The following is a 26,311-nucleotide window of genomic DNA, read 5'->3' as shown; positions in this document are numbered from 1 at the left end:
GCTGTCGCTGAATGAGTTTGTGATGAAATTATTTAAATCAATTTTACTGATTGCCGCCTGTCAGGCTGCGCAGGCCAGCGCGGCCATTGATATTAACGCTGACCCAAACCTTACAGGAGCCGCGCCGCTTACCGGTATTCTGAACGGACAGAAGTCGGATACGCAAAACATGAGCGGCTTCGACAATACCCCGCCGCCAGCACCGCCGGTGGTAATGAGCCGTATGTTTGGCGCCCAACTATTTAATGGCACCAGCGCAGATAGCGGTGCGACGGTAGGATTCAACCCAGACTATATTCTGAATCCGGGCGATAGCATTCAGGTCCGCTTGTGGGGTGCGTTCACCTTTGATGGTGCGTTACAGATTGATCCCAAAGGTAATATTTTTCTGCCGAACGTCGGTCCGGTGAAAGTTGCTGGCGTCAGTAATAGTCAGTTAAATGCCCTGGTCACATCCAAAGTGAAGGAAGTGTACCAGTCCAACGTCAACGTCTACGCCTCCTTATTACAGGCGCAGCCAGTAAAAGTGTACGTGACCGGATTTGTGCGTAATCCTGGTCTGTATGGCGGTGTGACGTCTGATTCGTTACTCAATTATCTGATCAAAGCTGGCGGCGTTGATCCCGAGCGCGGAAGTTACGTTGATATTGTGGTCAAGCGCGGCAACCGCGTGCGCTCCAACGTCAACCTGTACGACTTCCTGCTGAACGGCAAACTGGGGCTTTCGCAGTTTGCCGATGGTGACACCATCATCGTCGGACCACGTCAGCATACTTTCAGCGTTCAGGGCGATGTCTTCAACAGCTATGATTTTGAGTTCCGCGAAAGCAGCATTCCCGTAACGGAAGCGTTGAGCTGGGCGCGTCCTAAGCCTGGCGCAACTCACATTACGATTATGCGTAAACAAGGGCTGCAAAAACGTAGCGAATACTATCCGATAAGCTCTGCGCCAGGCCGCATGTTGCAAAATGGCGATACCTTAATCGTCAGCACTGACCGCTATGCCGGCACCATTCAGGTTCGGGTTGAAGGCGCGCACTCCGGCGAACATGCCATGGTACTGCCTTATGGTTCCACCATGCGGGCGGTTCTGGAAAAAGTCCGTCCGAATAGCATGTCGCAGATGAACGCGGTTCAGCTTTATCGCCCATCAGTAGCCCAGCGTCAGAAAGAGATGCTGAATCTCTCGCTGCAAAAGCTGGAGGAAGCATCACTTTCTGCCCAGTCATCCACTAAAGAAGAAGCCAGCCTGCGAATGCAGGAAGCGCAACTGATTAGCCGCTTTGTGGCGAAAGCGCGCACCGTGGTCCCGAAAGGCGAAGTGATCCTCAACGAATCCAATATTGATTCTGTTCTGCTTGAAGATGGCGACGTCATCAATATTCCGGAGAAAACATCGCTGGTTATGGTTCATGGTGAGGTGCTGTTCCCGAACGCGGTGAGCTGGCAGAAAGGGATGACCACCGAGGATTACATCGAGAAATGTGGTGGCCTGACGCAGAAATCGGGTAACGCCAGAATTATCGTCATTCGTCAGAACGGTGCGGCGGTCAACGCGGAAGATGTGGATTCACTCAAGCCGGGCGATGAGATTATGGTTCTGCCGAAATATGAATCGAAAAATATTGAAGTCACCCGTGGTATTTCCACCATCCTCTATCAGCTGGCGGTGGGTGCAAAAGTGATTCTGTCTTTGTAAGGAGTTGAGATGAGCAAAGCAGTTATTGTCATTCCGGCCCGCTACGGTTCATCGCGCCTGCCGGGTAAGCCACTGCTCGATATTGTTGGCAAACCAATGATCCAGCATGTTTACGAGCGTGCGTTACAGGTGGCGGGCGTTGCGGAAGTTTGGGTGGCAACAGACGACCCGCGCGTTGAACAGGCCGTGCAGGCGTTCGGCGGGAAAGCCATCATGACGCGCAACGATCATGAATCCGGCACCGATCGGCTGGTCGAGGTGATGCATACGGTGGAAGCAGATATCTACATTAACTTGCAGGGCGATGAACCAATGATTCGCCCGCAGGATGTAGAAACGCTGCTACAAGGAATGCGTGATGATCCCGCGTTGCCAGTGGCAACGCTATGCCACGCGATTACTGCCGAAGAAGCGACCGAGCCAAGCACGGTAAAAGTGGTGGTAAATACCCGCCAGGATGCACTTTATTTCAGCCGTTCGCCGATTCCGTATCCGCGTAATGCTGAAAAAGCGCGCTACCTGAAACACGTTGGTATTTACGCTTATCGCCGTGATGTGCTGCAAAACTACAGTCAATTGCCAGAGTCCATGCCGGAGCAGGCGGAATCACTGGAGCAGCTACGGTTGATGAACGCGGGGATCAACATTCGCACATTTGAGGTTGCCGCAACCGGTCCGGGCGTCGACACCCCGGCATGCCTTGAAAAAGTGCGCGCTCTGATGGCGCAAGAACTGGCTGAAAACGCATGATTGGCATTTACTCGCCTGGCATCTGGCGTATTCCGCATCTGGAGAAATTTCTGGCGCAACCGTGCCAGAAACTTTCTCTGCTGCGTCCTGTTCCGCAAAACGTCGATGCTATCGCCGTGTGGGGACATCGCCCCAGCGCGGCGAAACCAGTCGCCATCGCCAAAGCAGCGGGAAAACCCATCATTCGTCTGGAAGATGGATTTGTGCGTTCGCTGGATCTTGGCGTCAATGGTGCGCCGCCGCTTTCTTTGGTGGTGGACGACTCCGGCATTTACTACGATGCCAGCAAGCCTTCAGCACTGGAGAAACTGGTACAGGATAAAGCCGGAAATGCCGCTCTGATAAGCCAGGCCAGAGAGGCGATGCACACCATCGTGGCCGAAGATTTGTCGAAATATAACCTGGCGCCTGCGTTTGTGGCTGATGACTCAGAGCATTCAGACATCATTCTGGTTGTCGATCAGACATTTAATGATATGTCAGTGACGTATGGCAATGCTGGTCCGAATGAGTTTGCCGCCATGCTCGAAGCTGCGATGGCGGAAAATCCTCAAGCCGAAATTTGGGTGAAGGTGCATCCTGATGTACTGGAAGGAAAGAAAACAGGTTATTTCGCTGACCTGCGCGCCACGCAACGAGTACGTTTGATTGCTGAGAATGTCAGCCCGCAGTCGCTGTTGCGACACGTTTCCCGGGTTTACGTCGTGACCTCCCAATACGGCTTTGAAGCCTTGCTGGCAGGAAAACCGGTGACATGCTTCGGTCAGCCCTGGTATGCAGGCTGGGGCTTAACCGACGATCGCCATCCGCAGTCGGCTTTGTTATCTGCCCGACGCGGTTCTGCCACGCTGGAAGAACTTTTTGCCGCAGCATACCTGCGTTACTGTCGCTATATCGACCCGCTAACCGGGGCCGCAAGTGATCTGTTTACCGTAATGCAATGGCTGCAATTACAGCGCAGCCATCAGCAGCAGCGTAATGGCTATTTATGGGCGCCAGGCTTAACGCTGTGGAAGTCGGCGATCCTGAAACCTTTCTTGCGGACCGCGACAAACAGGCTGAGTTATTCACGCCGTTGTGCTGCGGCGACGGCTTGCGTGGTATGGGGTGTAAAGGGAGAGCAGCAATGGCGAGCCGAAGCGCAGCGAAAATCACTGCCATTATGGCGGATGGAAGATGGCTTTCTGCGTTCATCCGGGCTTGGCTCTGACCTGTTGCCGCCGCTATCGTTGGTGCTGGATAAACGCGGGATCTACTATGACGCCACGCGCCCCAGCGACCTGGAAGTGCTGCTTAATCACAGCCAGTTAACGCTGGCGCAGCAGATGCGAGCTGAGAAGTTACGGCAGCGGCTGGTTGAAAGCAAACTGAGCAAATACAACCTGGGGGCCGATTTCTCTCTACCTGCCGAGGCCAAAGATAAAAAAATCATCCTGGTGCCGGGTCAGGTAGAAGACGATGCCTCGATAAAAACCGGCACCGTTTCTATTAAGAGTAACCTTGAGTTATTGCGCACCGTACGTGAACGTAACCCGCACGCCTACATTATTTATAAACCGCACCCGGATGTATTAGTGGGAAATCGCAAGGGTAATATTCCAGCAGAACTGATTGCTGAACTCGCTGATTATCAGGCACTGGACGCAGATATTATTCAATGTATTCAGCGCGCAGATGAAGTGCACACCATGACATCATTGTCCGGGTTTGAAGCGTTATTACATGGCAAGCAAGTTCATTGTTACGGCCTGCCCTTCTATGCCGGTTGGGGTTTAACCGTTGATGAACATCACTGCCCGCGCCGCGAGCGCAGATTAACGATAGCAGACCTGATCTATCAGGCGTTGATTATTTACCCAACATACATTCACCCAACACGGCTACAACCTATTACGGTTGAAGAAGCTGCGGAATATTTAATCCAGACGCCGCGCAAGCCGATGTTTATTACCCGAAAAAAAGCGGGACGGCTCATACGTTATTACCGCAAATTAATTATGTTCTGCAAAGTCAGGTTGGGCTGAACAATTTCATTATTGACTATTACACAGATTATTTATGCAAGGCAACGCACTAACCATTTTATTATCCGGTAAAAAATATCTGCTATTGCAGGGACCGATGGGACCTTTTTTCAATGACGTCGCCGAATGGTTAGAGTCATTAGGCCGTAACGCTGTGAATGTTGTGTTCAACGGTGGGGATCGTTTTTACTGCCGCAATCGACAATACCTGGCTTATTACCAAACGCCAAAAGAGTTTCCCGGTTGGTTGCGAGATCTCCATCGACAATATGACTTTGATACCATCCTCTGCTTTGGTGACTGCCGCCCATTACACAAAGAAGCAAAACGCTGGGCAAATTCGAAAGGGATCCGCTTTCTGGCATTTGAGGAAGGATATTTACGCCCGCAATTTATAACCGTTGAAGAAGGCGGAGTGAACGCATATTCATCGCTGCCGCGCGATCCGGATTTTTATCGTAAGTTACCAGATATCCCTGCTCCGCACATTGAGAACTTAAAACCTTCAACGATGAAACGCATTGGCCATGCGATGTGGTATTACCTGATGGGCTGGCATTACCGTCATGAGTTTCCTCGCTACCGTCATCACAAATCGTTTTCCCCCTGGTATGAGGCACGTTGCTGGGTTCGTGCGTACTGGCGCAAGCAACTTTACAAGGTAACGCAGCGTAAGGTATTGCCGAGGTTAATGACCGAGCTGGACCAACGTTATTATCTTGCCGTTTTGCAAGTGTATAACGATAGCCAGATTCGTAACCACAGCAATTATAACGATGTACGTGACTATATTAATGAAGTCATGTACTCATTTTCGCGTAAAGCGCCGAAAGAGAGTTATTTGGTGATCAAACATCATCCAATGGATCGTGGTCACAGACTCTATCGACCATTAATTAAGCGGTTGAGTAAGGAATATGGCTTAGGTGAGCGAGTCATTTATGTGCACGATCTCCCGATGCCGGAATTATTACGCCATGCAAAAGCGGTGGTGACAATTAACAGTACGGCGGGGATCTCTGCACTGATTCATAACAAACCACTCAAAGTGATGGGCAATGCCCTGTACGACATCAAAGGCTTGACGTATCAAGGGCATTTGCACCAGTTCTGGCAGGCCGACTTTAAACCGGATATGAAACTGTTTAAGAAGTTTCGTGGGTATTTATTGGTGAAGACGCAGGTTAATGGGGTTTATTATGGGGATAGACATTTTGAACATAATATTAAGGCGGGTAAGGATTTTGGTAGTATTATGCGTCAAGTATGAAACATAATGGATTGATAGGTGATTTAAATTTAAGTCTCAATGAATGTTAATTAAAAAACAAAACTAACTATTAGATACATGCTGAAAAGTTACGCTTCACAATTTGATTTATTAAGATAAATATAATTTTCAATAGTTAACCGCTAGAATTTTCACATATTAACTACAGTCCTGCTTCCAATATTTTTGAGATATATAAAATCTATTTACATGTAAAAAACCATGCGGGATAACTAGTTTTATCTCGCATGGGAATTCCTTATGTGAAAATATGTTTATACAGCTAAATAGACTATTAAATCAATTACTCTCCTGCTTCTTATTTATTTTATTCAATTCTAAAGCATCATGTTTAAAATCTTCATAGTTTCCCTCCAGAAGGTATTGTGAAAGATTTTTAAATTTTTTGTAAATAAAATCAATGTTTGTAAGTTCTGGATGGGCTGCTAATGATTTATGCATCTGACTAAAAAAGCATTCTTTTTTCTCATTAGATAGATTTTTGTTTCTTATGATGGCTGCTAAATGTTCTGAACATATGATCATCCATGCGTTGAACATTTTTATTTTTTCAATCATTTCATTCTTACTAAGCAAAATATAGTTTAATCCACTTTGCAAAACAAAAATTCTATTTTCAACTGGGAAGCTCACTTTAGAAAGATGTGGTTGATCGTGCCCGTTAAGAATATAATAATCCTTATCTGCTAAAACTGATACAGTATTAGCAACAGTTAACGCGTGACATGAAAAAATCATATCTTCGTAAACAGGTATTGATGGGTTGAATAAAACCCCATTATCAATAAGTAATTTTCTCTTAAATAATTTGAAAATTTTCAGTGATCTGAATAAATGATTTTTGATAATATCTGCTTTGTTAGCACTTTTTCTGAATGCCCGTATAGGTATTCCACGCCCTGTAGATGAGGCTTGTTTAAAATATACAATATCACTATTATTTTTATCTGCAATATGTAGTCCATCATAAAGTAATTCTGGATGAATTGCATCATCAGAATCTAAAAAGAAAACATAACGTCCTTTGGCTGCTTTTATTCCTTCATTGCGTGGAGCGGAAGCATTTCCAGAAGGAATTTCTCTGCGAATAACACGCCAATTTATGTCCGACGCAATAAAATACTCAATTGCTGAAATACTTTTATCGGTTGAACCATCGTCAATAAAAATCACTTCAAATCTGTTTTTATCTAGCGTTTGCGAATTAATGGACTTTATACATTCAACAATTAAATTTTCCCTATTATGAACAGGAATTATAACTGAGATGTCGAATTTAATATTTGAATCGATAGTATTTATAACGGATATTATTTTATATAAAGCACAGGGAAGAGCTTCAATTAAAATAACACAAGATGAAATTCTTTCTTTTTTTTCAATACCTTTAATGGTAAAAAAAGAACAGTCAGTACGAAGCACAAAATCCACGTTCAAGACTGTCTGGTTGGCGGTGAAGTCTAATGCGAATTTCACATTCTTATATTCAAAATCAACAACGAAGCAATTTTCATTGTAGAACCATGTTTTTTTGATGTATTCGCGCAGTGATGTCTGCTCAAAAAATCTCACTATATTTTCAGTCATAGCAGCAATATCATCTTTCATTTTTCAATCTCTAACATCAACAGCATTTAATAGTATAAAAACACCACCATCTTAAGATGGAGAATTATATATAAATATTATTACATAATTTAATGTTGTCATCTGTATAGATTACTACAAAATGACACAATATACTTAATATTCATAACAGTTTTACTGGTGATTGTTTGTGGCAGTCGAGTTTAGCATATCTAAATCTGTCTAAATGCATTTTGAATATCTTTAAACGCAGCGAATTATATGTATACATATAGTGGATGTGAAGTTCTGGTTATATAATAATCCCCACATTCTTTCGAAAGCGGGGAAGGCACGAAACAAAACTAATAGTACAAATTGTGTGATTGTATATCTTATTCCGCATTGAGGTAAAAGTGAATATGATAGTTTCTTTTTAGGGATAATTTCACTAAAAAAGCCCGCGGAAGCTGCGGGCATAAAACGCGGAAATGGTTAAATTCCAGATAGTTAGGTCATGATTTTATCATATATGTTATTCACAGTGAAGTAATTATATATTTGCGTAGGTGTACTATTTTATCTAACTTAATAACAAATGGAATTATGCTGGGGCCAGTAGGGAAATTCATGATAGAAATACTCCCCATTTTCATGTGCTTTGTGCTGTGGTTGCATTGGTACTGGTCGGCTTTCTTACTGGAAATTGGACCTATTGTGTTATAGCTGATTGTACATTCTTCATTGCGCGTGAACATGTCCAACCTGAATATCGCTGGATAAAAATATTCGGACATAGCAAGTGAAATAACATGCCATGGTGGGGTAGTTTTAATTTCAGCGTACAGGAAAGGCAAGTCTGTTGGATTCTGCGGTTCCTGTTATGACGTGTTTGCTACTCTAGTTGTTGGGTAATCGCGGGTGGAAAATAAAGCTTATTGTGCTTCGTTAAAAGTGATTATTGTGGGTTAGTGTATTAGAAAATTAGCATTATATGCTGTATTGCTAAACTTTGTACTGATAGTTAACGATTCCACTTCAGACTGAAAGATCGGTTGTGAAAGCCACAGAAGAAGATTCATCGTAGCTGACTGCCAAGAAGAAGTTTCAAGTACAAAATAACTGTGTTGATACATCAACCGCGCCAAGTATCAAGTGAATATCATTACGATTTTTATCTATGTAATGTGAGTCACTAAGATATAGATATGAATGAGAAGTAGAACGCTTATCGTCTAAACTCGAAGACGGGTTATTTACATAATGAGAGAATATTTAGTCATGAAGTGTTGCATAACTGTAATCAATTAAAATAAGTTGAGACAAGATTAATAAAACATTCATTTTATACTCAATAATTTTCTTTGAAGAATTTATTTCTTTTCAGCATGTGCATCGTTGTATATTGGCAGAGCCATTGAATACGTTCGGAATATGACATGCCAGCAATATCCTCTGAAGGATAAGTTATAAAATAATCAAACAACTCATCTCGGATTTTTTCTGAATCTGAATCATACGATAAACAATCATTAACATCAAAAAAAGTTTTTGATGTATACATGTTAAGCCTTTTAGGAATGTATAATTCATTGGTGTATTTTCTATCAATTAACGTTAGGCATGGTATTTTTTTTCGTATAAATTGCATTTCCATTGCAGAAATATCAGTAATAGCAAACTTAACCGCCCCCCAATCATTAATTTTTTTAACATCTCCATTTTTTGCAATTAGTAAAAACTTAAAAATATTGAATTTTTTATTTTTTGGTGTGCAAACAAACACAAAGATCCCATTTTTCCTAATGTTTTTAATAGCTAAATTTAATTGTGATATATAAATCTTATCTCTGTGCCCTAGATTTGGATGAGGCTTAATGTATACATATTTTATTAATTCCCGCTTACAAAAATCAATTATTTTATTTACATTTACCTCTTGTAATGAGCAGTAATTTTCTTCAGGCACTCCTCCTTCCCATGTAGGAGCATAAACTAAAGCATTGCTATTAAAATTATAATGAAACTCATTATTTCCTAAAAACGTGTCTCCTAACGTGATTATACGTCCGCTTTGAACATCATAGGGAGAAAAAATTCCAGATTTAAGAAAACGATCTATCCCGACATTTCCTGATGTTACAACATAATCATAAATTCTTATAATTGGTTTAATTGAAGCTAATTTATGACTTTCACCATGAGTAACAAAAATATGTACCAAACTCCTATTGGCGACTAGTCTACAGTTAGACTGTGCATTGAAAAGATATAATACTACTTTTCCTTTATCAAGTTTATAATCTGCTTGTTTGCGTACAAATCTGAAAGGAATATTATGTTTAATAAAAACATTCTTAAATGTATCTGCTATCTCTTTATAGTATTTACATATTACTTCAATACATTTATTTGAGTCAAAAACTTGTGTCTGGAAATAACCAATAAGTTGCTCCAAAGCTCCAATTATTTTAGTATCCAAATAAATATAATATAAATTACTTCCAGACACTTGCATCACCTCTTACCGACCATCTTTTCGAATATCAACAATCAACCCAGTATTTCTGGTTCCTAATATTTTAATAGTTGTTAATGCAACATCTTTTGCATTTAGTAAAAGTTCAGTTGGTTCAAGACCAAAATTAGCTGTACGCATTGGTGTTGCAGTTCTTTCCGGATTAATACAATTTACGCGAATGTTCTCTGTTGTCCATTCTTCAGCAAGTGCTTGAGTGAAGTTAACTATTGCTGCTTTAGATGATGAATAGAGCGCGTATAATGAGCGTCCACGAGTATATGAACTTGACGTGAAATTAACAAGCATACCTGAACTTTCAGTTAAATATTTTTTAGATGCAATTGCAACATTTACTGCGCCTGTATAATTTATTCCTATTAAATTATTAATTTCAGACTGAGATAAAGAATCAATAGGTTTTTTTATTAGCAGCCCAGCTGTATTGATAACATAATCGATTGTGCCACGTTCTTTTTTAACCACAGCCAGAAATTTATTGATAGAATGAATGTCAGTTATATCTACATTATTATAAGAGCGACTTGCAACATCCACATTTGCACCCAACAAAATTGCTGAATTTTTTATTTCTAAACCAATGCCACTTGACCCTCCGAAAATTACTAGATTCTTATTTTTTAAAAATGATAAATCATCTTCAGGATTATAAGAAATTTTATTAGCTTCTTGCAATAATTTTTCAGCAATAAAGAGATCTATAGGATGAGTAATTTTTATATTAGCTTCATTTCCTTTAACTGTAGCGACTCTAATACCCGGTATCATTGATCTAACAACACCACAGTCACAAGTAAATGTGAATCTCTGTTCTTTTATTGCTTTTTGATAAGCTTTTTTTATTGTGCCAAGTTTAAAAGCTTGTGGTGTTTGCCCTCTACGCATGAAAGCTCTATTGGGTATATTGGAAATACATTCATCATCAAAAACTTCGACTAAAGTATCTGATGAAGGAATTACAACATCGACAGCATCAAATTCTTTGAGAGCAAAAACACAGTCATTTATAATATGTTCATTTATTAATGGCCGTACTGCGTCATGAATAAGAATATTACAGTCATGATTATACCCCTCTAATCCAACAATAGCTGAATAAGTTGAATCAAACCGCTCCTTACCTCCAGCAAAGACTTTAACAACTTTCTTCCATTTATTTTTTTTGATTATATCCCATGTTAAATGCATATGCTCCGGTTGAGATACAATAATTATTTCATCAATATTAGTAGATTTTTCGAATGCGTCTATCGTATACTCTATAACAGCTTTTCCAGCTAGTTTTGTAAATTGTTTTGGCAGGGTGCCTCCGAAACGAGAACCTGTACCTCCAGATAAAATCACAGCGATATTCTTCATTTTTCAACTCTAAGCTTATAATTAAAGACTATAATAAGTAAAAACAATAAATTACAGATATTGTTTTGATAAGATTTTTTAATTAATAATTAGTGTAGAACTCTAACGTTTTTAGCAGTATTCGCGAGCACAGTTATTCACTCTCACTAATCGATATGCTTACTTTTATTTAAGCTGCGTTATTTTTTGAGGTTGTTCATAAATTTCTTTTATTTCTTTAACGAACTTATCATTAAGAGTTTCTTCATAACCTAAAATGTAATTCATGGCAAATTTTCTTTTTTCCTCAAGATAGTCATTGCCAGCTAATACAGAGCTTAACTTCTCTTCCAGTTCATTAAGCGTAGAAAAAGTATAACAATAATCGCCATAAGCCATATTAGAATTTGAGATATTAATTTCTCTATCTTGAGGAATATATACAAATATTGGCCCATTACCAGCGAGACATTCACTGATGACAGCAGAAATATCGCAAATGAATATGTTATAAGTAGCTAAAATTGTATCAACAGGAATAGTTCGCGGAATAATAGTAACTCTGCTTTCCTCATCAGAATTATATTGTGATAAATTAGCATCAAGGTTTTTTAACTCACTAATTCGTGACCCTGTTATATGGTGAAATTTGGCATCGATATGTAGCTTTAGATTATTTGCAACAGTTTGTATGATACCTCCAGAAATCAAAGCAGAGGAATAGTTGCTTTCTTCAAAATGACCTTCCCAGGTGGGCAAATAAAGTACGCGATAGTTTCTTTCTTTCCAATTTGATTGGCATGCTTCTATAATTTTTTTACTGTTTGGCCTCCCAACTTTATTGAATATCATATGCTGGGTATTAAAATCACTGTTGCGAAATCTATCAATATGTGCCTCTCCTGCCGTCCATATCTCATCATATAACCTTAATCCCTTGTGCGCACTAGAGGCCTTATCACTATCACCATGCCCAATAAAAATATGATTTAAATAACTAAACCGCACAAGATGTATATTGTTACCCGTACTTGAAGGATATAGAACAGTATTAACATATGGCATTTTTTTTAAAAGATTTTCAATATCCTGAGCTCCTTTCGCATAGGATACATATGTCCATGGAAAGTTCGTCTTTACCCACTCAAATAAATTCAAATTACGCACTAATATCAGAAATTTAACATTACTGCGCATCAATACTGCAATCCAGGGTTTTAAATGTGCCACACCTGCATCGAAACTTTCTCCTGAATGTAAAATAACCCTGATATCATCTAAGATATTAAAATGATCAAGACTATTTATTTTTGGCTTGGTGACGACTTTCTCTTTTTTACTTTCCACTTTTTTTTGTACCGGCATGTTTTTTTTCGCAACTTGTTTAGATGGTTCTGTATTACTTCGATTTATTTTCGCATCTCTAAAAAAAAGTCTCGGTTTCGTGATTAACTTTGTTAGCTTACTCATTTTAGCTCCTTGATTTTAAAAAAATATAATTTCACACACACATTTATATAATTCATGGTACGAGAGATAATTTATTAAAAAATTAATTGCATTATTTATTAACCGCACAGGTTTATGAAAAATGTATCTAATGGCTATATTTTTTGTTCTACAACATATTCCTCTATCCCCTCCTGAACATCCTCATGAAAACTAACTGCATTATCATCTTTAAACACAATGGCCACATCACAAAACTCTTTCAATGAATTCAAGCTATGTGAAACCATTAAAAAACTAGATTCTTTATGCCTTTCTTTAAACAATTGAGCGCATTTTTCTTTAAACCTGGCATCACCGACTGCGGTTACTTCATCGACGATATAATAATCAAACTTAAATGCCATGCTTAAACCAAAGCCCAGGCGAGATCGCATACCTGATGAGTAAGTTTTAATCGGCATATCAAAGTACTTACCGAGCTCGGCAAATTCTTCGACAAACTCAATTTTCTCTTTCAGTTCTTCTTGCTTCGCGTATAACCGCGCAACAAATTTTACGTTTTCGCGTCCGGTTAAACTTCCCTGAAATCCACCTGCAAGGCCGACTGGCCATGATATTGTTTTATTGGTGATGATCTTTCCACTGTCGGGGCGGTCAATGCCGCCAATCATTCTCAGTAACGTTGATTTACCTGCACCATTACGACCAATAAAGGCAACGCTTTTTCCTGAAGGGATTTCGAGGTTTAAATCCTTAAACACATAGTGTCGACCCGTTGGCGTGCGATAGGACTTCGTCAAATTCTCAATCTTAATCATGACGTCAGCATTGCCTCTTCACGCGTTCGGTATAGCGCCAGACCGATGAACAGGGTGACCAGAGTGAACATTGCCAGGTAGTTCAGACTCACGCCTTCGCTGATATAGCCAGGCATAACTGCCTCGCGGCTTAACTCCACGATATGCACTAATGGGTTCCAGAGTAGATATGACCAGTATTGCTTTGGAATCGAGTGTAGAGGGAACATGATGCAGGAGATGAAATACAGCGGCTTAAGCAGTATCGGCAGGACCTTTTGCATTTCAGGGAAGGTTTTGCCAACGACCATGAATATTAAGCCGACGCCACATGAAAGAATGATCAGCAGACTCCAGGTAAGCACAAGTTGTAAAAAGTTTGTTATTTCGAAATATTCGCCTGCCATCCAGACGATAAGCATGAGCAATATATAAACAGCAACGTAAATCAGTGTCTCAAGCAGTGCGCGCGCAATGATCGTATCGATGGGTTTTACTGGACGATAATTAAACAACCCCTGGTTCGCTTCAATAGCACCAATAGAACGTTTGCTAATACTGCTAAAGATAAAAAAGGGGATCAGGCCATTAAGTAAAAACACCGGGAATGAGATGTCTGGCATCGTGCGGTGCATAATGTAACCAAAAATGCCCAACAGTATCAGCAAATGCGCAGAGGGTTCGAGAATCGCCCACAGATATCCCAGACGGAACTTACCAAAGCGTGTTCGTATTTCTCGTAGAAATAATGCCTCTACGGTGACTTTCTGGACTTCAAATCCACTTCTTGCCATTTGATGATGTGATCCTAATATCTTCAGGTATGCTACCGCCCTTGGCTTAACAGCTACCAATACACTGGAGGTAATACTTATTTGTAACTGGATAAATTTCGTTCAGACGGTTCGGCCTTTTTAATAGCCGTAAACAATTTCAGCAGAAATTATTTCCGCAGAAATAAACTGTTCTATTTCCGTCTCGTTTCTTCTATTCCATTCTTCAGGCATGAACGCATTCGGTCTTCTGGTAATTTCAGAAAACTGGCCGTTTTAGAATGTAGAGTTAATTTCTCAGGAAATTATTTTTACCTCTTTTTGCTTAACCAATATGGCTTGAAAAAGACGTAAAGCGCCATGCGTTCTGGATTACTCCGGAACACACTTATTCAAAATGGGCCACTAATTTCGCAAGAAATTATTTTTTGCTATTACTGTTAACTACTTGATTATAATATCCCCTATGGATTTTATGCGTAATAACACCTGCAATCTGTCTCAAACAGAACGCACGCGATTGATTACCAATAAATTGTTTACATAGAAACTATTTCCCTATTTAAAATTCACTCATGTACTTCTTATTTATATCTACAGCCCCTCTTTACAGCCATATTTGTGATTTACATCACATTTAAACGGTGTTTTTAAGTCGCATTAATAATCCCGCGAGTAATTATTTTCACCAATTAAAATATACATCTTGATTATTTTGTGTATTTATTTTAACCAGTGTTACAGCCAGCATTATCCCTCAGTAGATATACCTGAGCCGATATTTCTTAAAACCAACGAATAGTTTCCTGGGAAATCATTGTGTTTATTTAAAATTCCCTTTCTGATTATCTCCAGGAATTTTACTAATTTCCAGGCTACACAAAATACAGATCACACAAGAATTATCCTATATGTTTTGACCTATCAATTGTTACTCAATGATTTATTACAACTATTAATAATCATAATGTGTCAAAACACTTAAGCATCTTTACAGTTTTATAAAGATATCGATTAACGAAGGCTACATGGTGAAAAACAGGTTCCTTCAGTGTTACCGAATATTCCGTGGTGGTCTGGAGGGAGATAATTCTTGCTACATCGGAACTTAGCCCGGTGAGCGGGTCGGTTCCGCAATCACCTTTGGGCTAAGGTTATCAGGTGGGGTTTAAGGGGATGGCAATACCTACCCCCGTCCAAACTCCAGCCGCTGCACGTTCACCATCCCAGGCTTTTCACCCGCACTGACATCAATTTGTGTCACCCGCAGCGCATACTTTTCATCCAGCGCGTTTAACCATTTCAGCAGATCATTAAACACCACCGGATCTATCCAGACCTGAATATTCTCCCCACGCTCGGCTATCCGCTTGATGACCACAGAGTGTGCAGATGCACTATCGCTGATAACTCGAGATAGCTGAACGGGCGTTGTTGTGGCGGATTTTCGCGCAGCAATAATATCCGGCGCGGCGCTCTTCAGTCGGGTGTTCATCGCCACCAGCTGCTGCAACATCATCTCCTGTTGTTCTATCCGTTCGCTCAAAGGCTGCCAGATGAGGACGTAATATCCGGCGCTAAACAGGAACACCGCCGCTGCCAGTAACATGCCCTTTTCACGCGGCGAACGCCCCGCCAGGTGTTGTGCCAGCCAGTGTTCGCCACGGCTTAACTGGCGTTCACGCCATTGCTGAAAATAGTGAAGGAATTTATCGCGTAACATGTTATTTCCTCCGCAACGTTACGCCGCCGGAAACCGCATCACCCTCTTTCTGTAACGCGTCCTGTTGCACAACAAAATCTGCCGCCAGCGCGGTACGCAGTTTGTCGAAGCTGGCAAAGTTCGCGGCCCGTAGCTGGAGGTGAAGCGTCTGGCGTTTTTGATCAAAGGTGAAACCACGCATCTCAATGTCGGAAAGTGACGCTGATTTCAGGATACTGGCAATCGCTGACAACTCTGAGAGCAGCCGGGTATCGTCAGTCTGTGGGCGATATTTTTTCAGCGCCATCGTCACCTGAGAGCGTAAATTCACAATCCGCTTCTGCTCCGGGAACAGCGTTAAGAACTGTTTCTCAGCCTGGGCGCGGCTTTGCGCTACCTGTTCGCTGACGCTCCATAACGTCACGCCCCGTTCCACTGCCAGCGTAACCAGAATCAGCAATATCGGCAGAATCATCACCCGCCAGCGCGCCCACTGTTTTCGGTAGCTGACGCGAGGCTGCCACGGCCCTGTCAGCAGGTTCCCTTCCGGTTCGCCATAAGTGGTAATGGCGGGCAGAGCCGTAACGGTCAGGCGTTCAGCGTCCGCGCCAGCCCATGCAGATAGCTCTTCCGGTGCAATGCCGACTACGGTTAGTGAAAGCGGTAAATCCTGCTCATTGAGCTGGGCGTGGAACATGAGCGGAGCCAGCGCCCGCCCGGCGCTCCATCCCCGGCATTCATCAATGCGGCAGATAACCCGTTGCGCATCGCCAGCCATAAACCCACAAGGAATGGACATCCAGTCCGGCGCGACGGTAGCGCGGGCGATACCGTTTTCCTGCAACCACTGCGCAATGTTGCGCATATGCTGCTGGTGAATCACTGCCACGGTTGCCTGTTGCTGGTCGATGTTCAACGGGGCGAAATGCAGTTCATCGATATCCTGGTTCAGCTCTTCTTCCAGCAAGGCGGGCAGAATAGTCGGTATCTGCTTGCGGGGGATATCAGGCAGTTCAACCTGCCAGACGCTGATCCATTCGCCGGGAATGTAGAGTCGAATCGCATCAGTTTGCAGCCATTGCTGGAGACGTTCGTCAGCAACGTCAGGCCAGATACCGTGCTCCACGTCGGGTGTACGGCGCTGCCAGCGGATGGTGTCGGAGGCGCAAAGCGGGAAAAAAATCTCAAGCATGGAACTCACTCACTTTCTCCTGTCTGATGCCAGAGAACCGAAAAGTGTTGTGGGCCCATGCGGACAATTAACGAATTCATCGTCAGTTCAATCTCATTCACGGTGATATCTGAACGCAGCCAGAAGTAATTGCTGTCCACGCTCAGGACGGTTTTTAGCTGTTTTTTAGTACGCTCGTCGACGTCAGCAAGTAGCGGCTGTGCAAGAAACTGATCGACATCTTCCCAGCCCTTCGCCGGACGTTGTTGTAATAACGCCCGCGCCTGAACAGGGCTTAACCACGGGTCAAACAGCGCCTCAAGAATCACACTTTGCGTGACGTCCAGGGTATTGATGTTGATTTGCTGGCGGGTCATCGGCAGCGCACAAACCAGCGGTTTCAGTTTTTGATAAAGTCCGGCGTCCATTCCCTGCACCACGCGCATCTCGCTGATATCGGCCAGCGGTTGATTAGCGGCGTAGAACGGCACCGAACGGGCGAGATACTCGCTGTCTTCACGGCCCAGACGCGTCTGCACGCTGCGATCTTCGTCAATAAACTCCCACAGGCTTTCGGCTATCAGTTCGGCCCGATAAGCAGGCACATCGAGGCGCGAGATCAGGGCAATCAGTTGTTGTACCGCGAGCGGACGCGACGCCGTTGTCGGCTGAGCAAGGGCATTCAGGTTAAAGCACGCCTGTGCGTCGCGCAGAGTGACGGCAATTTGCCCCAGCGGCAGTGGGAAAAAACGAGGGCCAGAAGCCCACGGCTGTGCCAGATGCACACGCTTTTCATTTTTCAGGCTCAGACTGAGCGCGCTCAGCGCCAGGCTTTCGGCACTGGCGCTGTACCACAGCGCCTGCTGGTACTCCTGCTGGCTGCGCGTTCGCCCAAGTTGTTGCTGCATCCGCCCGGAAAGCGTGATGGTTACCAGCATCATAACTGCCAGCAATACCAGCACCACGACCAGTGCCATTCCGCGTTTTGGTGGTAAGGTGATCATGATAATTGCGGCCCGCGTAACAACCAGATGCGTTCAATCTCGCCCCATTGCGGCGAGTGCAGGGTCATGCGTACCGCCACTGGAATCGCCTGAAGTGATGACCAGGTCTCCTGCCAGCGTGTGCCGTCGTAGAACTGCAAACGGAGCGAATCCGCCGGAATCAACTTTTGCATTGTTGGCTTCACGCTGCCTGCTGCATCGGTCAGCGGCCAGGCTAACCGTTCGAGATAACCGTCATGAATGCGGTAACCGACGGTGAGCAGATTACTGCGCGGCAGACGCATCAACGGATTAACCACGCCGCCGCGTACAAAGCGCATTCCTTCACTCTCAGACGCCAGCACGCCAGCGCCCGCCAGTAACGCAGGTTCTCGCTGGCCCTGCTCGCCTCTTACCGGACGCGGCATCATTTGGGTCAGATCGTGGGTCAGAAAACTCATCGTTTGCTGCATGAGGTTAAGTTTTTGATCGTGTCCGGCGACGGCGCTATTCACGCGCGTGACGCCGTTAGTCACCTGCTGCGCCATCAGTGCCAGCGAGGAAAAAATGGCGATTGCCACCAGCATTTCCAGTAACGTGAAACCAGCGCGAGTCCTTCTCACTGTTGGCCTCCCACGGCGCTAAACCAGGCGCGTCGTGACTGAATCACCCGCGAAAAGTCTTCGTGAAGACTGACTTCAATATCCACCGCCTGGAGTAGCGCGTTGCCTGTATTCAGTGGAATCGTTCGCCAGTACCAGCGGTTTCCTGCCATGTCGCTCTCGCCCTGATGCCTGACAGCCCGCTGCTCGCGGGTCATCAGGTAGAGCAATGCGGTCTGGTTTTCAGCTACCCAGCCCGCTACCGTTTTCTCCTCAAGAACTTGCTGATTACTCAGCGCACCGCTGGCAATCTGTAACACCGCCGTGGCAGCCAGCGCAAAAATCGCCAGCGCGAGCATCACTTCCAGCAAGGTAAATCCGCGCTTCATGGCATCCTCTCATCACATTGATTGAGGGATAACGCGCCATCGTGCGCCAGTTTTACCGCCCAACATGCGTTTTGCGCAGCCGCGTAAAAACGCAGCGTAAACGGCGTGGCGGGTTCAAAAGGCGAGAAACGGATCTGCGGCGTCTTCTTTTTCGCCTCTTTTTGCAGCTCCAGTTCAATATCGTGCAGCGTCAGGCGACGACGTTGCAGCTCCAGCGCATATTCCTTCTGCCAGATATCACTTCCGGGTTGTAACACCATCTGTACCTGTTTCGGCACCGTAACCTGTGCCGATAACCGGGTCGCGGAAACAGGCAACCACTGCCCCTGACGACGCTGCATAAACTGGTAGCCGGGCGGGTCGATTAACACACCGAGTGTTTGCCCTTCGATCACTGCCCTGTCCTTAAACTGCGCAAAGCGAGTCAGAAAATCCTGCGCCGCTTTTTTCGCAGGCGATTCAGAATCGGTCGCAAAAGTCTGTACCACGCCCGCACTGGCAAGGCCGATAAGGAAAATCACCAGCATGATTTCCAGAAGTGTGAATCCGCGTTCAGGCACTGATTACTGAAACTCCTGCAAATTCCAGTTACCGATATCTGCGCCAGCGCCTTCCCCGTTTTCCTGACCATCTGCCCCCAGGGTATAAACATCAAACAGCCCTTTTTCACCCGGGCTGAGATACTGATAATCATTGCCCCACGGATCCTTTGGCAGCCGTTTGATGTATCCACCGGTACGGTAGTTGCGTGAGTCCGCCATATTGGCCGGTTGCTGGATCAGCGCCTCCAGCCCCTGTTCGGTGGTCGGATAACGCCCGTTATCCAGTCGATACATATCCAGCGCGTTCTCCAGCGCCACGATATCGCTGATGGCTTTTTGCCGATCCGCTTTCTCTTTGTTGCCCAAAAGGTTAGGCACCACCAGACTTGCCAGGACGCCAAGAATAACAATCACCACCATCACTTCCAGCAGGGTAAAACCTGCCCGTGGTTTTTGTGTGCGGGATAACGAATTCATGTGATAACTCCGTAAATTATATTCCAACCATATTGTTCAGTTGCAGCATCGGCTCGAGGATGGCGATGACGATAAACAGCACCACGCCCGCCATCATCACCACTAGCGCCGGTTCAAACAGCCCTAACGCCAGCCCCACCTGGGTATCAAATTCCCGTTCCTGGTTGACCGCTGCCTGCTCAAGCATGGTTTCCAGTTCGCCGCTCTGTTCGCCGGAGGCGATCATGTACAGCATCATCGGTGGGAACAGGCGCAACTCCGCCAGTGCAGCGCGCAGACTGCTTCCTTCGCGGACGCGATCTGCCGCCAACAGCAGTTGTTGTTCGACATAGAGATTTGCCGACACGGCGGCAGCGGTCTGAATGCCTTCCAGTAGCGGAACACTGCTGGCGGTGAGGATGCTTAAGGTGCGGGAAAAGCGCGCCGTATTCAGTCCGCGAGCGACCCGCCCTATCACAGGCAGGCGCAGCAGGGTTTTGTCCCAGCGCAGGCGCATCGCAGGATTTTTGAGTAGCCGTTGCCCCAGCACCAGAAGCCCCAGCAGGCCTGCCAGCCAGTACACGCCGCTGGCCTGTAACGCGTCGCTCATGGCAATAAGCGTGCGGGTAGAGGCGGGCAGCGCGTGTCCGAGATGATCAAACTGTTCGATAATTTTCGGCACTACCGCCGTCAACAAAATAGTGACCACGCCCGTTGCCACTACCAGCAATACCAGCGGATAGAGCATGGCCTGCAACAGTCGTGATTTCAGGCGCTGCCGCTGTTCGGTGTAATCCGCCAGGCGATTAAGCACCACGTCGAGATGCCCGGATTTTTCTCCGGCAGCCACCATCGAACAAAACAGGGAATCAAAGACGCGGGGATGTTCGCGCAGGCTGTCCGACAGGGTGTAACCTTCCTGAATCCGGCTGCGCAGCGCCATTCCGAGGCTTTTTACATGCAGTTTTTCACTTTGCTCACTGACCGCCTGTAAGCAGGTTTCCAGCGGCATTGCTGCCTGTACCAGCGTTGCCAGTTGGCGAGTGAACAGCGCCAGATCTGCCGCCGCCACGCGACGATGTGCGTGCCGCCGACGCTGCAACATCCCCCCTGCCGAAGCATTCATCCTGGCTTCAATGTGCACGGGGATAAGCTCTTTACCGCGCAACAACTGGCGGGCATGACGCGCGGAATCCGCCTCAATCATGCCTTTGGTTTTGCGACCATTACGCTCCAGCGCCTGATAGTAAAACAGTGCCATTACGCCTCCATGGTTACCCGCAGAACTTCATCGAGAGAGGTTTCTCCGGCGAGCACTTTCTCAATGCCGTTGCTGCGGATACCCGCAGAGTGTTGCCGGACATAACGTTCCAGCTCCAGTTCCCCGGCCTGACGGTGGATCAAATCACGCAATGTGGCGTCTACCACGATCAGCTCATGGATGGCGGTACGTCCGCGGAAACCTTTGTGATTACAGGCGGGGCAGCCCTGCGGATGGTACAGAGTGACGGTACGCGCGTCGGTAATTCCCAGCAGGCGTTTTTCTTCGTCAGTGGCAGACGCGGGCTGGCGGCAGTCGGGGCACAGCGTGCGAACCAGTCGCTGCGCCATCACGCCCGTCAGACTGGAAGAGAGCAGGAAAGGCTCCACGCCCATATCCTGCAAACGCGTGATCGCCCCCACCGCCGTGTTGGTATGCAGCGTGGAAAGTACCAGGTGCCCTGTAAGCGATGCCTGGACAGCGATTTCTGCGGTTTCGGTATCGCGGATTTCACCGACCATCACCACATCCGGGTCCTGACGCAAAATCGCGCGCAGGCCACGGGCGAAGGTCATGCCGACGCGGGTGTTAACCTGCGTCTGACCTATCCCTTCAATCATGTATTCGATGGGGTCTTCAACCGTGAGAATGTTGCGCGAGTGGTTGTTCAGCTCCTGCAATCCGGCGTACAGCGTGGTGCTTTTGCCGGAACCCGTCGGCCCCGTCACCAGAAAGATGCCGTGCGGTTTGTGTAACAGCTGGCGCAACTGCGCGGTCAGTTGCTGGCTAAGCCCCAGACGCTCCAGCGTCAGGCGGGCCTGGTTTTTGTCCAGCAGTCGCAGCACCACGCGCTCGCCCCAGGCAGAAGGCATGGTGGAGACACGCACGTCAATCGCCCGACCGCCCAGCAGCAGCGCAATACGCCCATCCTGCGGTACGCGCTTTTCGGCAATATCCAGCCGCGCCATCACCTTAATACGCGATACCAGCAGCGAGGCCAGTTTGCGCCCCGGGCGCAGCATTTCATGTAATGTGCCGTCAACGCGAAAACGGATCACCAGACTCTTTTCAAACGTCTCGATGTGGATATCCGAAGCGCCTTCTTTAATCGCCTCTGCCAGCATGGCGTTGATCAGTTTGATGATTGGCGCGTCGTCGTCGCTTTCCAGCAGATCTTCCGTTTCCGGCAGTTCTTCAGCGAGAGTAAAAAAGTCCTCAGCAGAACCGAGATCTTCCATCAGCTGGCGGGCCTCGGAAGAGTCCCGCTGCCAGACCGCATTCAGCCGCTGTTCAAATTCGGCCTCGTCGATTTGCCGCAGCGTAAAGGGCGCGTTCAGCCCCCGCTGCAGCTCCTGCAAAACAGAGAGCGATAGCGGATGAACGTGGAGGATCTCCAGCGACGCTTCGCACCATGCCACCAGGCTAAACCGACGGCTGAAACTGTAGGGCAGACGCACGGTGTTAGCGGTGGTTTCCTGTGCTACAGGCACCATTAACGCGTTCTCCCGGCATTGAGGAATGCGCGTACTTCCGGTGGTAAGGCCTGGTTTTGCGCTGGCAGTACCGGCTGCGCAGTGTGCGGCATCAGGCTTAAGCCTTGCTCATCACGATAGATCTGCTCGGCGCGCATATAGTTATATTTGCGCTGCGACACACCGTCTGCCGCCATACCGTCACGCAGAATGGTTGGACGGATAAACACCATCAGGTTACGTTTTTCTTTTTTATCCGCCGTGGATTTAAACAGGTTACCAATCAATGGGATATCGCCCAGCAGCGGCACTTTCGCCACGCTTTCTCCCGCCTGGTCGTCCATCAGACCGCCAAGCACAATCAGCTCACCATCGTTAGCCAGCACGGTGGTTTTCAGTTTGCGCTCACCAAACACGACGTCGAGGCTGGTCTGTCCTTCCACCTTCGAGACTTCCTGCTCAATCACCATCTGTACCGCGTTACCTTCGTTAATCTGCGGCGTGACTTTCAGCATGATGCCGACTTTTTTCCTCTCTACTGTGTTGAAAGGGTTGCTGTTATTGGAGCCAACGGTAGATCCGGTTAATACCGGAACATCCTGGCCCACCATGAAGAAGGCTTCCTGGTTGTCCAGCGTGGTGATGCTCGGCGTGGAGAGCACGTTAGAACTGGAGTCGTTTTTAACCGCCTGTACCAGCGCCATCCAGTCGCCTTTCACCACGCCAACCGCCGTACCGCTAAAGCCGGAAAGAAGCTGGGCGAGCGTGGAGAGATCGCCGTTGGTATCCGGGTTAATGGTGGTGGCGCCGTTTTCGCTGATCACCGTAGAACCTTTCTGCGGTTTCGCCTGAGAAATGGCTGCCCCCAGCGTACCGATAGGGATCTGCGTACCATTAGCAAACTGCATTAATCCGGCATCTTTCGACGCCCACTGCACGCCGAAGTTGATATTACTGCCTTCGGCCACTTCCACGATCAACGCCTCGACATGCACCTGAGCACGGCGAATATCCAGTTGTTCAATAACGCTTTGCAGCGACTGCATGATGTCCTGCGGCGCGGTTACAATCAGGGCATTACTGTGTTTGCTGGCGGCGATGGAGACAACCTCACGCCCGCTACCGACCGTGCCTTCCGCCTCTTCTTTAGCCGCCGTGAGCGTGCCGCTGACCTGCTTCAGTACATCGACCAGATCTTCGGCTTTGCTGTATTTGAGATAGAAAACCTGGCTGTTGCCGCTGCGTTCCATTTCTGAGTCCAGGCGACGGATCAGGCGGCGCATTTTGTCCCGCGTGGCGGGGTCACCACTGACAATCACACTGTTGGTGCGTTCGTCGGCGACAATTTGAGATTTCAGCGTTGCTGGCTGATTCTCGCCGCTGTTTTTAGTCAGGCTTTCCAGCACGCGGGCAATTTCCGAAGCCGAGGCGTTATCCAGCGGGATCACCTCTTCAGTGCGATTTCCCGCATGATCCACACGCTGGATCACTTCCGTCAGGCGCTCCACGACGGAGGCACGTCCGGTGAGCATAATCACGTTGGAGGGATCGTAATTAACAACGTTGCCTGAGCCTGCGCTGTCGATCATCTGGCGCAGAATCGGTGCCAGCTCGCGTACCGACACATTACGTACCGGCACTACTTTGGTGACCATTTCATCGCCCGCGTAGTTGTCGCTACCTTCACCGACCAGCGGCAGCGGCTCAACTTTTGCGGCGCTGGATTTCACCACCTTCAGCACATCGTTTTCCATCGGTACGACCGCATAGCCCTGCGCTTCCAGCAGGTTAAGGAATAGCTGGTAATACTGGCGTTCATTGAGCGGGGTCATGGTGCGAATACTCACTTTTCCCTGTACGCCCGGCCCCATAATGATGGTCTTATTAAGGTTAGCGCCGACGGTTTCGATGAACGATTTCAGGTCGGTATCTTTAAAATTAGCGGTGAAAGTGGCTTCTTCCGCCCAGACCGGTGAACTGCATAATGCCGCTGCCAGCACCAGCGGCAGTAAACGCTTTTTTGTTTTGAGGCCAGTTGTCTTCTTACGCCAGACCGACAACGTAATATCACGCCAAAACACGATGAATGATTCTCCTGGATTAAATGCGGTTAGCGCAGCGCGATGGAAATGTCGTAGCGCGCACCCTTGCGTAAAACCGTAAGTTGAATGGAATCCATTGAAGGTAACTGCCGCATCAGAGCAATCATTGCTCGTGGATCAGTGAAATCCTGCTGATTTAGCGCAATGGCGATATCGCCTTCCTTGAAACCGCTGGCATCGAACAGAGAACGATCTGCCCCCGGTTTCACTGCATAACCGACAATCCCCTCCTTACGCACAGGCGTAAGCTGGATATAGTTAAAAATTTTCTGCGGATCTTTCGCCAGTGCCTGACGCACGGCTGCCGGGATCTCAACGGGCGCACTGGCAGCAGGTTCAGCAACAGCTTGCTTTGCTTCGTCACTGGCGGCTTTTTGGCGGGTCACAGCAACCGTGGAACGCTCCTCTTCAGCCAGACTCAGACGCTCTATTTTTCCCTGATAGCGCAGCATCACATGGTCGCGATTGATTTCCTCAATTACCGCGTTGTGAGAACCAAGCCGTTCACCCTGCAAATAGACCTGCTGTTTACCGCCTTCTTCAATAACCGCGCCGGGTCTGGCACCAAAGGCGATCCCCCGCAGCACCACATTAAGACGCGTTTCTGCCACAGGCGCAGGTTCAGGTTGTTTTACCGGTGCGGCGACGGGCTGATATTTGCCAAACCAGTTTTGTTGGCTGATTAATTGCACGTCTTTTTTATCGAACGCTTTTGCATCCGCACGGGTCGGTTTATTCACCGATTGAGAAACCGCCGTATATTCCGCAGAAAAGGAGAAATAGCGCCAGAGTGAATACGCCATTTTTGCAGAAATAATAAGCAGCATCAGCCAGAACATCCCGCGTGCAATTTTGCGCAGATGCTCTTTATCTGTATTAAGAGATTGTCTCTGGCTAAGAGTGTGACGAATTTTAGTCAGCCATTGAATGAAATAAACTCGTGCGTCACGAAAAACAACCCGCGCCAATTTATATTTACCCGACGTTATGCTTTGACTATTCCACAGGTGGTACGATCCAGTTTCCGCTGATACTGGTTACCTGTACGTGTATCATTAATCGTTATGCTGTAATTAATTCCCTCGGTGATCATTAATTTCACCGTTGGGTCAGCGCACATTTGTCGTTGATAGCTGGTTAAAAAGGCATCAGGCGTCTGCGTGGTCTGAGCACCCACTTCGCTGATAATGGTCATTTTTACCGTCGTGCCGCTACTTTGCGCCAGCACTAAGGTATATCCCGCAGATTTAATCGGCAGGTTTTGGCTGATATTTTGCGCCTGTTTTTTCGCCAGCAAACTGGCGTTTTCATTATGGCTGGCACAGCCACTTAATAATCCTGTAACGCTCAACAATAGCGATATTAATACCCTCCCTGGCATCTGTTTTATCGACATGGTAAA

At 46.5% G+C, this 26,311-nt stretch carries 22 protein-coding genes and 1 pseudogene; 5 read left to right on the top strand and 18 right to left on the bottom strand.

All coding sequences use genetic code 11. The features are described 5' to 3' along the window. The first annotated feature begins 22 nt into the window (after positions 1-22). From D9742_RS14615 to D9742_RS14600, 4 genes are read left to right on the top strand one after another with little or no spacing between them, the layout of a single operon-like run. A complete protein-coding gene (locus tag D9742_RS14615) occupies positions 23-1,699 on the top strand; it encodes a polysaccharide biosynthesis/export family protein (protein ID WP_130237378.1) in 1,677 nt (558 codons plus the stop codon). Between the two features lie 9 nt (positions 1,700-1,708). After that, positions 1,709-2,449: a 3-deoxy-manno-octulosonate cytidylyltransferase gene (gene kdsB / locus D9742_RS14610; protein ID WP_130237377.1), complete on the top strand. Its 741-nt coding sequence runs from the start codon at positions 1,709-1,711 to the stop codon at positions 2,447-2,449. Then, positions 2,446-4,473: a capsular polysaccharide biosynthesis protein gene (locus D9742_RS14605; protein ID WP_130237376.1), complete on the top strand. Its 2,028-nt coding sequence runs from the start codon at positions 2,446-2,448 to the stop codon at positions 4,471-4,473. Before kdsB ends, D9742_RS14605 begins: the two co-directional genes overlap by 4 nt. A gap of 34 nt (positions 4,474-4,507) precedes the next feature. Continuing rightward, positions 4,508-5,743: a capsular biosynthesis protein gene (locus D9742_RS14600; RefSeq protein ID WP_130237375.1), complete on the top strand. Its 1,236-nt coding sequence runs from the start codon at positions 4,508-4,510 to the stop codon at positions 5,741-5,743. A gap of 300 nt (positions 5,744-6,043) precedes the next feature. On the opposite strand, the gene D9742_RS14595 is transcribed toward D9742_RS14600, so the two are convergent. Continuing rightward, complete coding sequence (locus D9742_RS14595) at positions 6,044-7,372, bottom strand: glycosyltransferase family 2 protein (RefSeq protein WP_240780480.1); 1,329 nt, start codon at positions 7,370-7,372, stop codon at positions 6,044-6,046. Between the two features lie 584 nt (positions 7,373-7,956). On the opposite strand from D9742_RS14595, the pseudogene D9742_RS23485 reads away from it, so the two are divergent. Continuing rightward, positions 7,957-8,234: pseudogene (locus D9742_RS23485) on the top strand (hypothetical protein). A gap of 447 nt (positions 8,235-8,681) precedes the next feature. Here D9742_RS23485 and D9742_RS14580 read toward each other — a convergent pair. The 17 genes from D9742_RS14580 to gspS2 form a co-directional block, all read right to left on the bottom strand. Continuing rightward, positions 8,682-9,848, bottom strand: coding sequence for a hypothetical protein (locus tag D9742_RS14580; protein WP_240780484.1), 1,167 nt, complete (start codon positions 9,846-9,848; stop codon positions 8,682-8,684). 6 nt (positions 9,849-9,854) lie between these two features. Then, a complete protein-coding gene (locus tag D9742_RS14575; protein WP_130237372.1) occupies positions 9,855-11,228 on the bottom strand; it encodes a bifunctional cytidylyltransferase/SDR family oxidoreductase in 1,374 nt (457 codons plus the stop codon). Positions 11,229-11,393: 165 nt separating this feature from the next. Further along, positions 11,394-12,677, bottom strand: a complete 1,284-nt coding sequence (locus D9742_RS14570; protein WP_130237371.1) for a hypothetical protein — start codon at positions 12,675-12,677, stop codon at positions 11,394-11,396. Positions 12,678-12,811: 134 nt separating this feature from the next. Further along, on the bottom strand, positions 12,812-13,477 hold the full coding sequence (locus D9742_RS14565; RefSeq protein WP_130237370.1) for an ABC transporter ATP-binding protein: 666 nt from the start codon (positions 13,475-13,477) through the stop codon (positions 12,812-12,814). Further along, positions 13,474-14,250 (bottom strand): ABC transporter permease, encoded by a 777-nt coding sequence (locus tag D9742_RS14560; protein WP_130237369.1) that lies wholly within the window; start codon positions 14,248-14,250, stop codon positions 13,474-13,476. Before D9742_RS14560 ends, D9742_RS14565 begins: the two co-directional genes overlap by 4 nt. A gap of 1,165 nt (positions 14,251-15,415) precedes the next feature. Continuing rightward, positions 15,416-15,952, bottom strand: coding sequence for a GspM family type II secretion system protein YghD (yghD, locus tag D9742_RS14555; RefSeq protein WP_130237368.1), 537 nt, complete (start codon positions 15,950-15,952; stop codon positions 15,416-15,418). Between the two features lies 1 nt (position 15,953). After that, positions 15,954-17,132 (bottom strand): type II secretion system protein GspL, encoded by a 1,179-nt coding sequence (gene gspL, locus D9742_RS14550; RefSeq protein ID WP_130237367.1) that lies wholly within the window; start codon positions 17,130-17,132, stop codon positions 15,954-15,956. After that, positions 17,129-18,106: a type II secretion system minor pseudopilin GspK gene (gene gspK / locus D9742_RS14545; RefSeq protein ID WP_130237366.1), complete on the bottom strand. Its 978-nt coding sequence runs from the start codon at positions 18,104-18,106 to the stop codon at positions 17,129-17,131. The genes gspL and gspK overlap by 4 nt, the downstream gene beginning before the upstream one ends. After that, positions 18,103-18,708 carry a type II secretion system minor pseudopilin GspJ gene (gspJ, locus tag D9742_RS14540; RefSeq protein WP_130237365.1) on the bottom strand — a complete coding sequence of 202 codons (606 nt, stop codon included), beginning with the start codon at positions 18,706-18,708 and terminating at the stop codon, positions 18,103-18,105. The genes gspK and gspJ overlap by 4 nt, the downstream gene beginning before the upstream one ends. Beyond that, positions 18,705-19,076 carry a type II secretion system minor pseudopilin GspI gene (gspI, locus tag D9742_RS14535; protein WP_130237364.1) on the bottom strand — a complete coding sequence of 124 codons (372 nt, stop codon included), beginning with the start codon at positions 19,074-19,076 and terminating at the stop codon, positions 18,705-18,707. Before gspI ends, gspJ begins: the two co-directional genes overlap by 4 nt. Continuing rightward, a complete protein-coding gene (gene gspH, locus D9742_RS14530) occupies positions 19,073-19,636 on the bottom strand; it encodes a type II secretion system minor pseudopilin GspH (RefSeq protein ID WP_130237363.1) in 564 nt (187 codons plus the stop codon). The genes gspI and gspH overlap by 4 nt, the downstream gene beginning before the upstream one ends. Before the next feature lie 3 nt (positions 19,637-19,639). Next, positions 19,640-20,095, bottom strand: a complete 456-nt coding sequence (gene gspG, locus D9742_RS14525) for a type II secretion system major pseudopilin GspG (protein WP_001087296.1) — start codon at positions 20,093-20,095, stop codon at positions 19,640-19,642. 16 nt (positions 20,096-20,111) lie between these two features. Next, a complete protein-coding gene (gene gspF, locus D9742_RS14520) occupies positions 20,112-21,335 on the bottom strand; it encodes a type II secretion system inner membrane protein GspF (protein WP_130237362.1) in 1,224 nt (407 codons plus the stop codon). Next, positions 21,335-22,828, bottom strand: a complete 1,494-nt coding sequence (gene gspE, locus D9742_RS14515; RefSeq protein ID WP_130237361.1) for a type II secretion system ATPase GspE — start codon at positions 22,826-22,828, stop codon at positions 21,335-21,337. Before gspE ends, gspF begins: the two co-directional genes overlap by 1 nt. Continuing rightward, a complete protein-coding gene (gene gspD, locus D9742_RS14510) occupies positions 22,828-24,888 on the bottom strand; it encodes a type II secretion system secretin GspD (protein ID WP_000498829.1) in 2,061 nt (686 codons plus the stop codon). Before gspD ends, gspE begins: the two co-directional genes overlap by 1 nt. 29 nt (positions 24,889-24,917) lie before the next feature. Beyond that, positions 24,918-25,877, bottom strand: coding sequence for a type II secretion system protein GspC (gene gspC, locus D9742_RS14505; RefSeq protein ID WP_130237360.1), 960 nt, complete (start codon positions 25,875-25,877; stop codon positions 24,918-24,920). A 17-nt stretch (positions 25,878-25,894) separates the two neighbouring features. Beyond that, on the bottom strand, positions 25,895-26,305 hold the full coding sequence (gene gspS2, locus D9742_RS14500; protein ID WP_130237359.1) for a type II secretion system pilot lipoprotein GspS-beta: 411 nt from the start codon (positions 26,303-26,305) through the stop codon (positions 25,895-25,897). Positions 26,306-26,311 lie beyond the last annotated feature (6 nt).

The sequence above is a fragment of the Escherichia sp. E1V33 genome (genome assembly GCF_004211955.1).
Classification (GTDB): Bacteria; Pseudomonadota; Gammaproteobacteria; order Enterobacterales; family Enterobacteriaceae; genus Escherichia.
Note: the sequence above shows the minus strand (reverse complement) of the source record. Positions and strands in the feature narration are given on the sequence as shown.

Excerpts from the sequence above, each read along its gene's own strand:
- D9742_RS14615 (WP_130237378.1), top strand. The coding sequence starts at position 23 with ATGAAATTATTTAAATCAATTTTACTGATTGCCGCCTGTCAGGCTGCG.
- kdsB (WP_130237377.1), top strand. The coding sequence starts at position 1,709 with ATGAGCAAAGCAGTTATTGTCATTCCGGCCCGCTACGGTTCATCGCGC.
- D9742_RS14605 (WP_130237376.1), top strand. The coding sequence starts at position 2,446 with ATGATTGGCATTTACTCGCCTGGCATCTGGCGTATTCCGCATCTGGAG.
- D9742_RS14600 (WP_130237375.1), top strand. The coding sequence starts at position 4,508 with ATGCAAGGCAACGCACTAACCATTTTATTATCCGGTAAAAAATATCTG.
- D9742_RS14595 (WP_240780480.1), bottom strand. The coding sequence starts at position 7,372 with ATGAAAGATGATATTGCTGCTATGACTGAAAATATAGTGAGATTTTTT.
- D9742_RS14580 (WP_240780484.1), bottom strand. The coding sequence starts at position 9,848 with ATGCAAGTGTCTGGAAGTAATTTATATTATATTTATTTGGATACTAAA.
- D9742_RS14575 (WP_130237372.1), bottom strand. The coding sequence starts at position 11,228 with ATGAAGAATATCGCTGTGATTTTATCTGGAGGTACAGGTTCTCGTTTC.
- D9742_RS14570 (WP_130237371.1), bottom strand. The coding sequence starts at position 12,677 with ATGAGTAAGCTAACAAAGTTAATCACGAAACCGAGACTTTTTTTTAGA.
- D9742_RS14565 (WP_130237370.1), bottom strand. The coding sequence starts at position 13,477 with ATGATTAAGATTGAGAATTTGACGAAGTCCTATCGCACGCCAACGGGT.
- D9742_RS14560 (WP_130237369.1), bottom strand. The coding sequence starts at position 14,250 with ATGGCAAGAAGTGGATTTGAAGTCCAGAAAGTCACCGTAGAGGCATTA.
- yghD (WP_130237368.1), bottom strand. The coding sequence starts at position 15,952 with ATGTTACGCGATAAATTCCTTCACTATTTTCAGCAATGGCGTGAACGC.
- gspK (WP_130237366.1), bottom strand. The coding sequence starts at position 18,106 with ATGATCACCTTACCACCAAAACGCGGAATGGCACTGGTCGTGGTGCTG.
- gspI (WP_130237364.1), bottom strand. The coding sequence starts at position 19,076 with ATGAAGCGCGGATTTACCTTGCTGGAAGTGATGCTCGCGCTGGCGATT.
- gspG (WP_001087296.1), bottom strand. The coding sequence starts at position 20,095 with ATGAATTCGTTATCCCGCACACAAAAACCACGGGCAGGTTTTACCCTG.
- gspF (WP_130237362.1), bottom strand. The coding sequence starts at position 21,335 with ATGGCACTGTTTTACTATCAGGCGCTGGAGCGTAATGGTCGCAAAACC.
- gspE (WP_130237361.1), bottom strand. The coding sequence starts at position 22,828 with ATGGTGCCTGTAGCACAGGAAACCACCGCTAACACCGTGCGTCTGCCC.
- gspS2 (WP_130237359.1), bottom strand. The coding sequence starts at position 26,305 with ATGTCGATAAAACAGATGCCAGGGAGGGTATTAATATCGCTATTGTTG.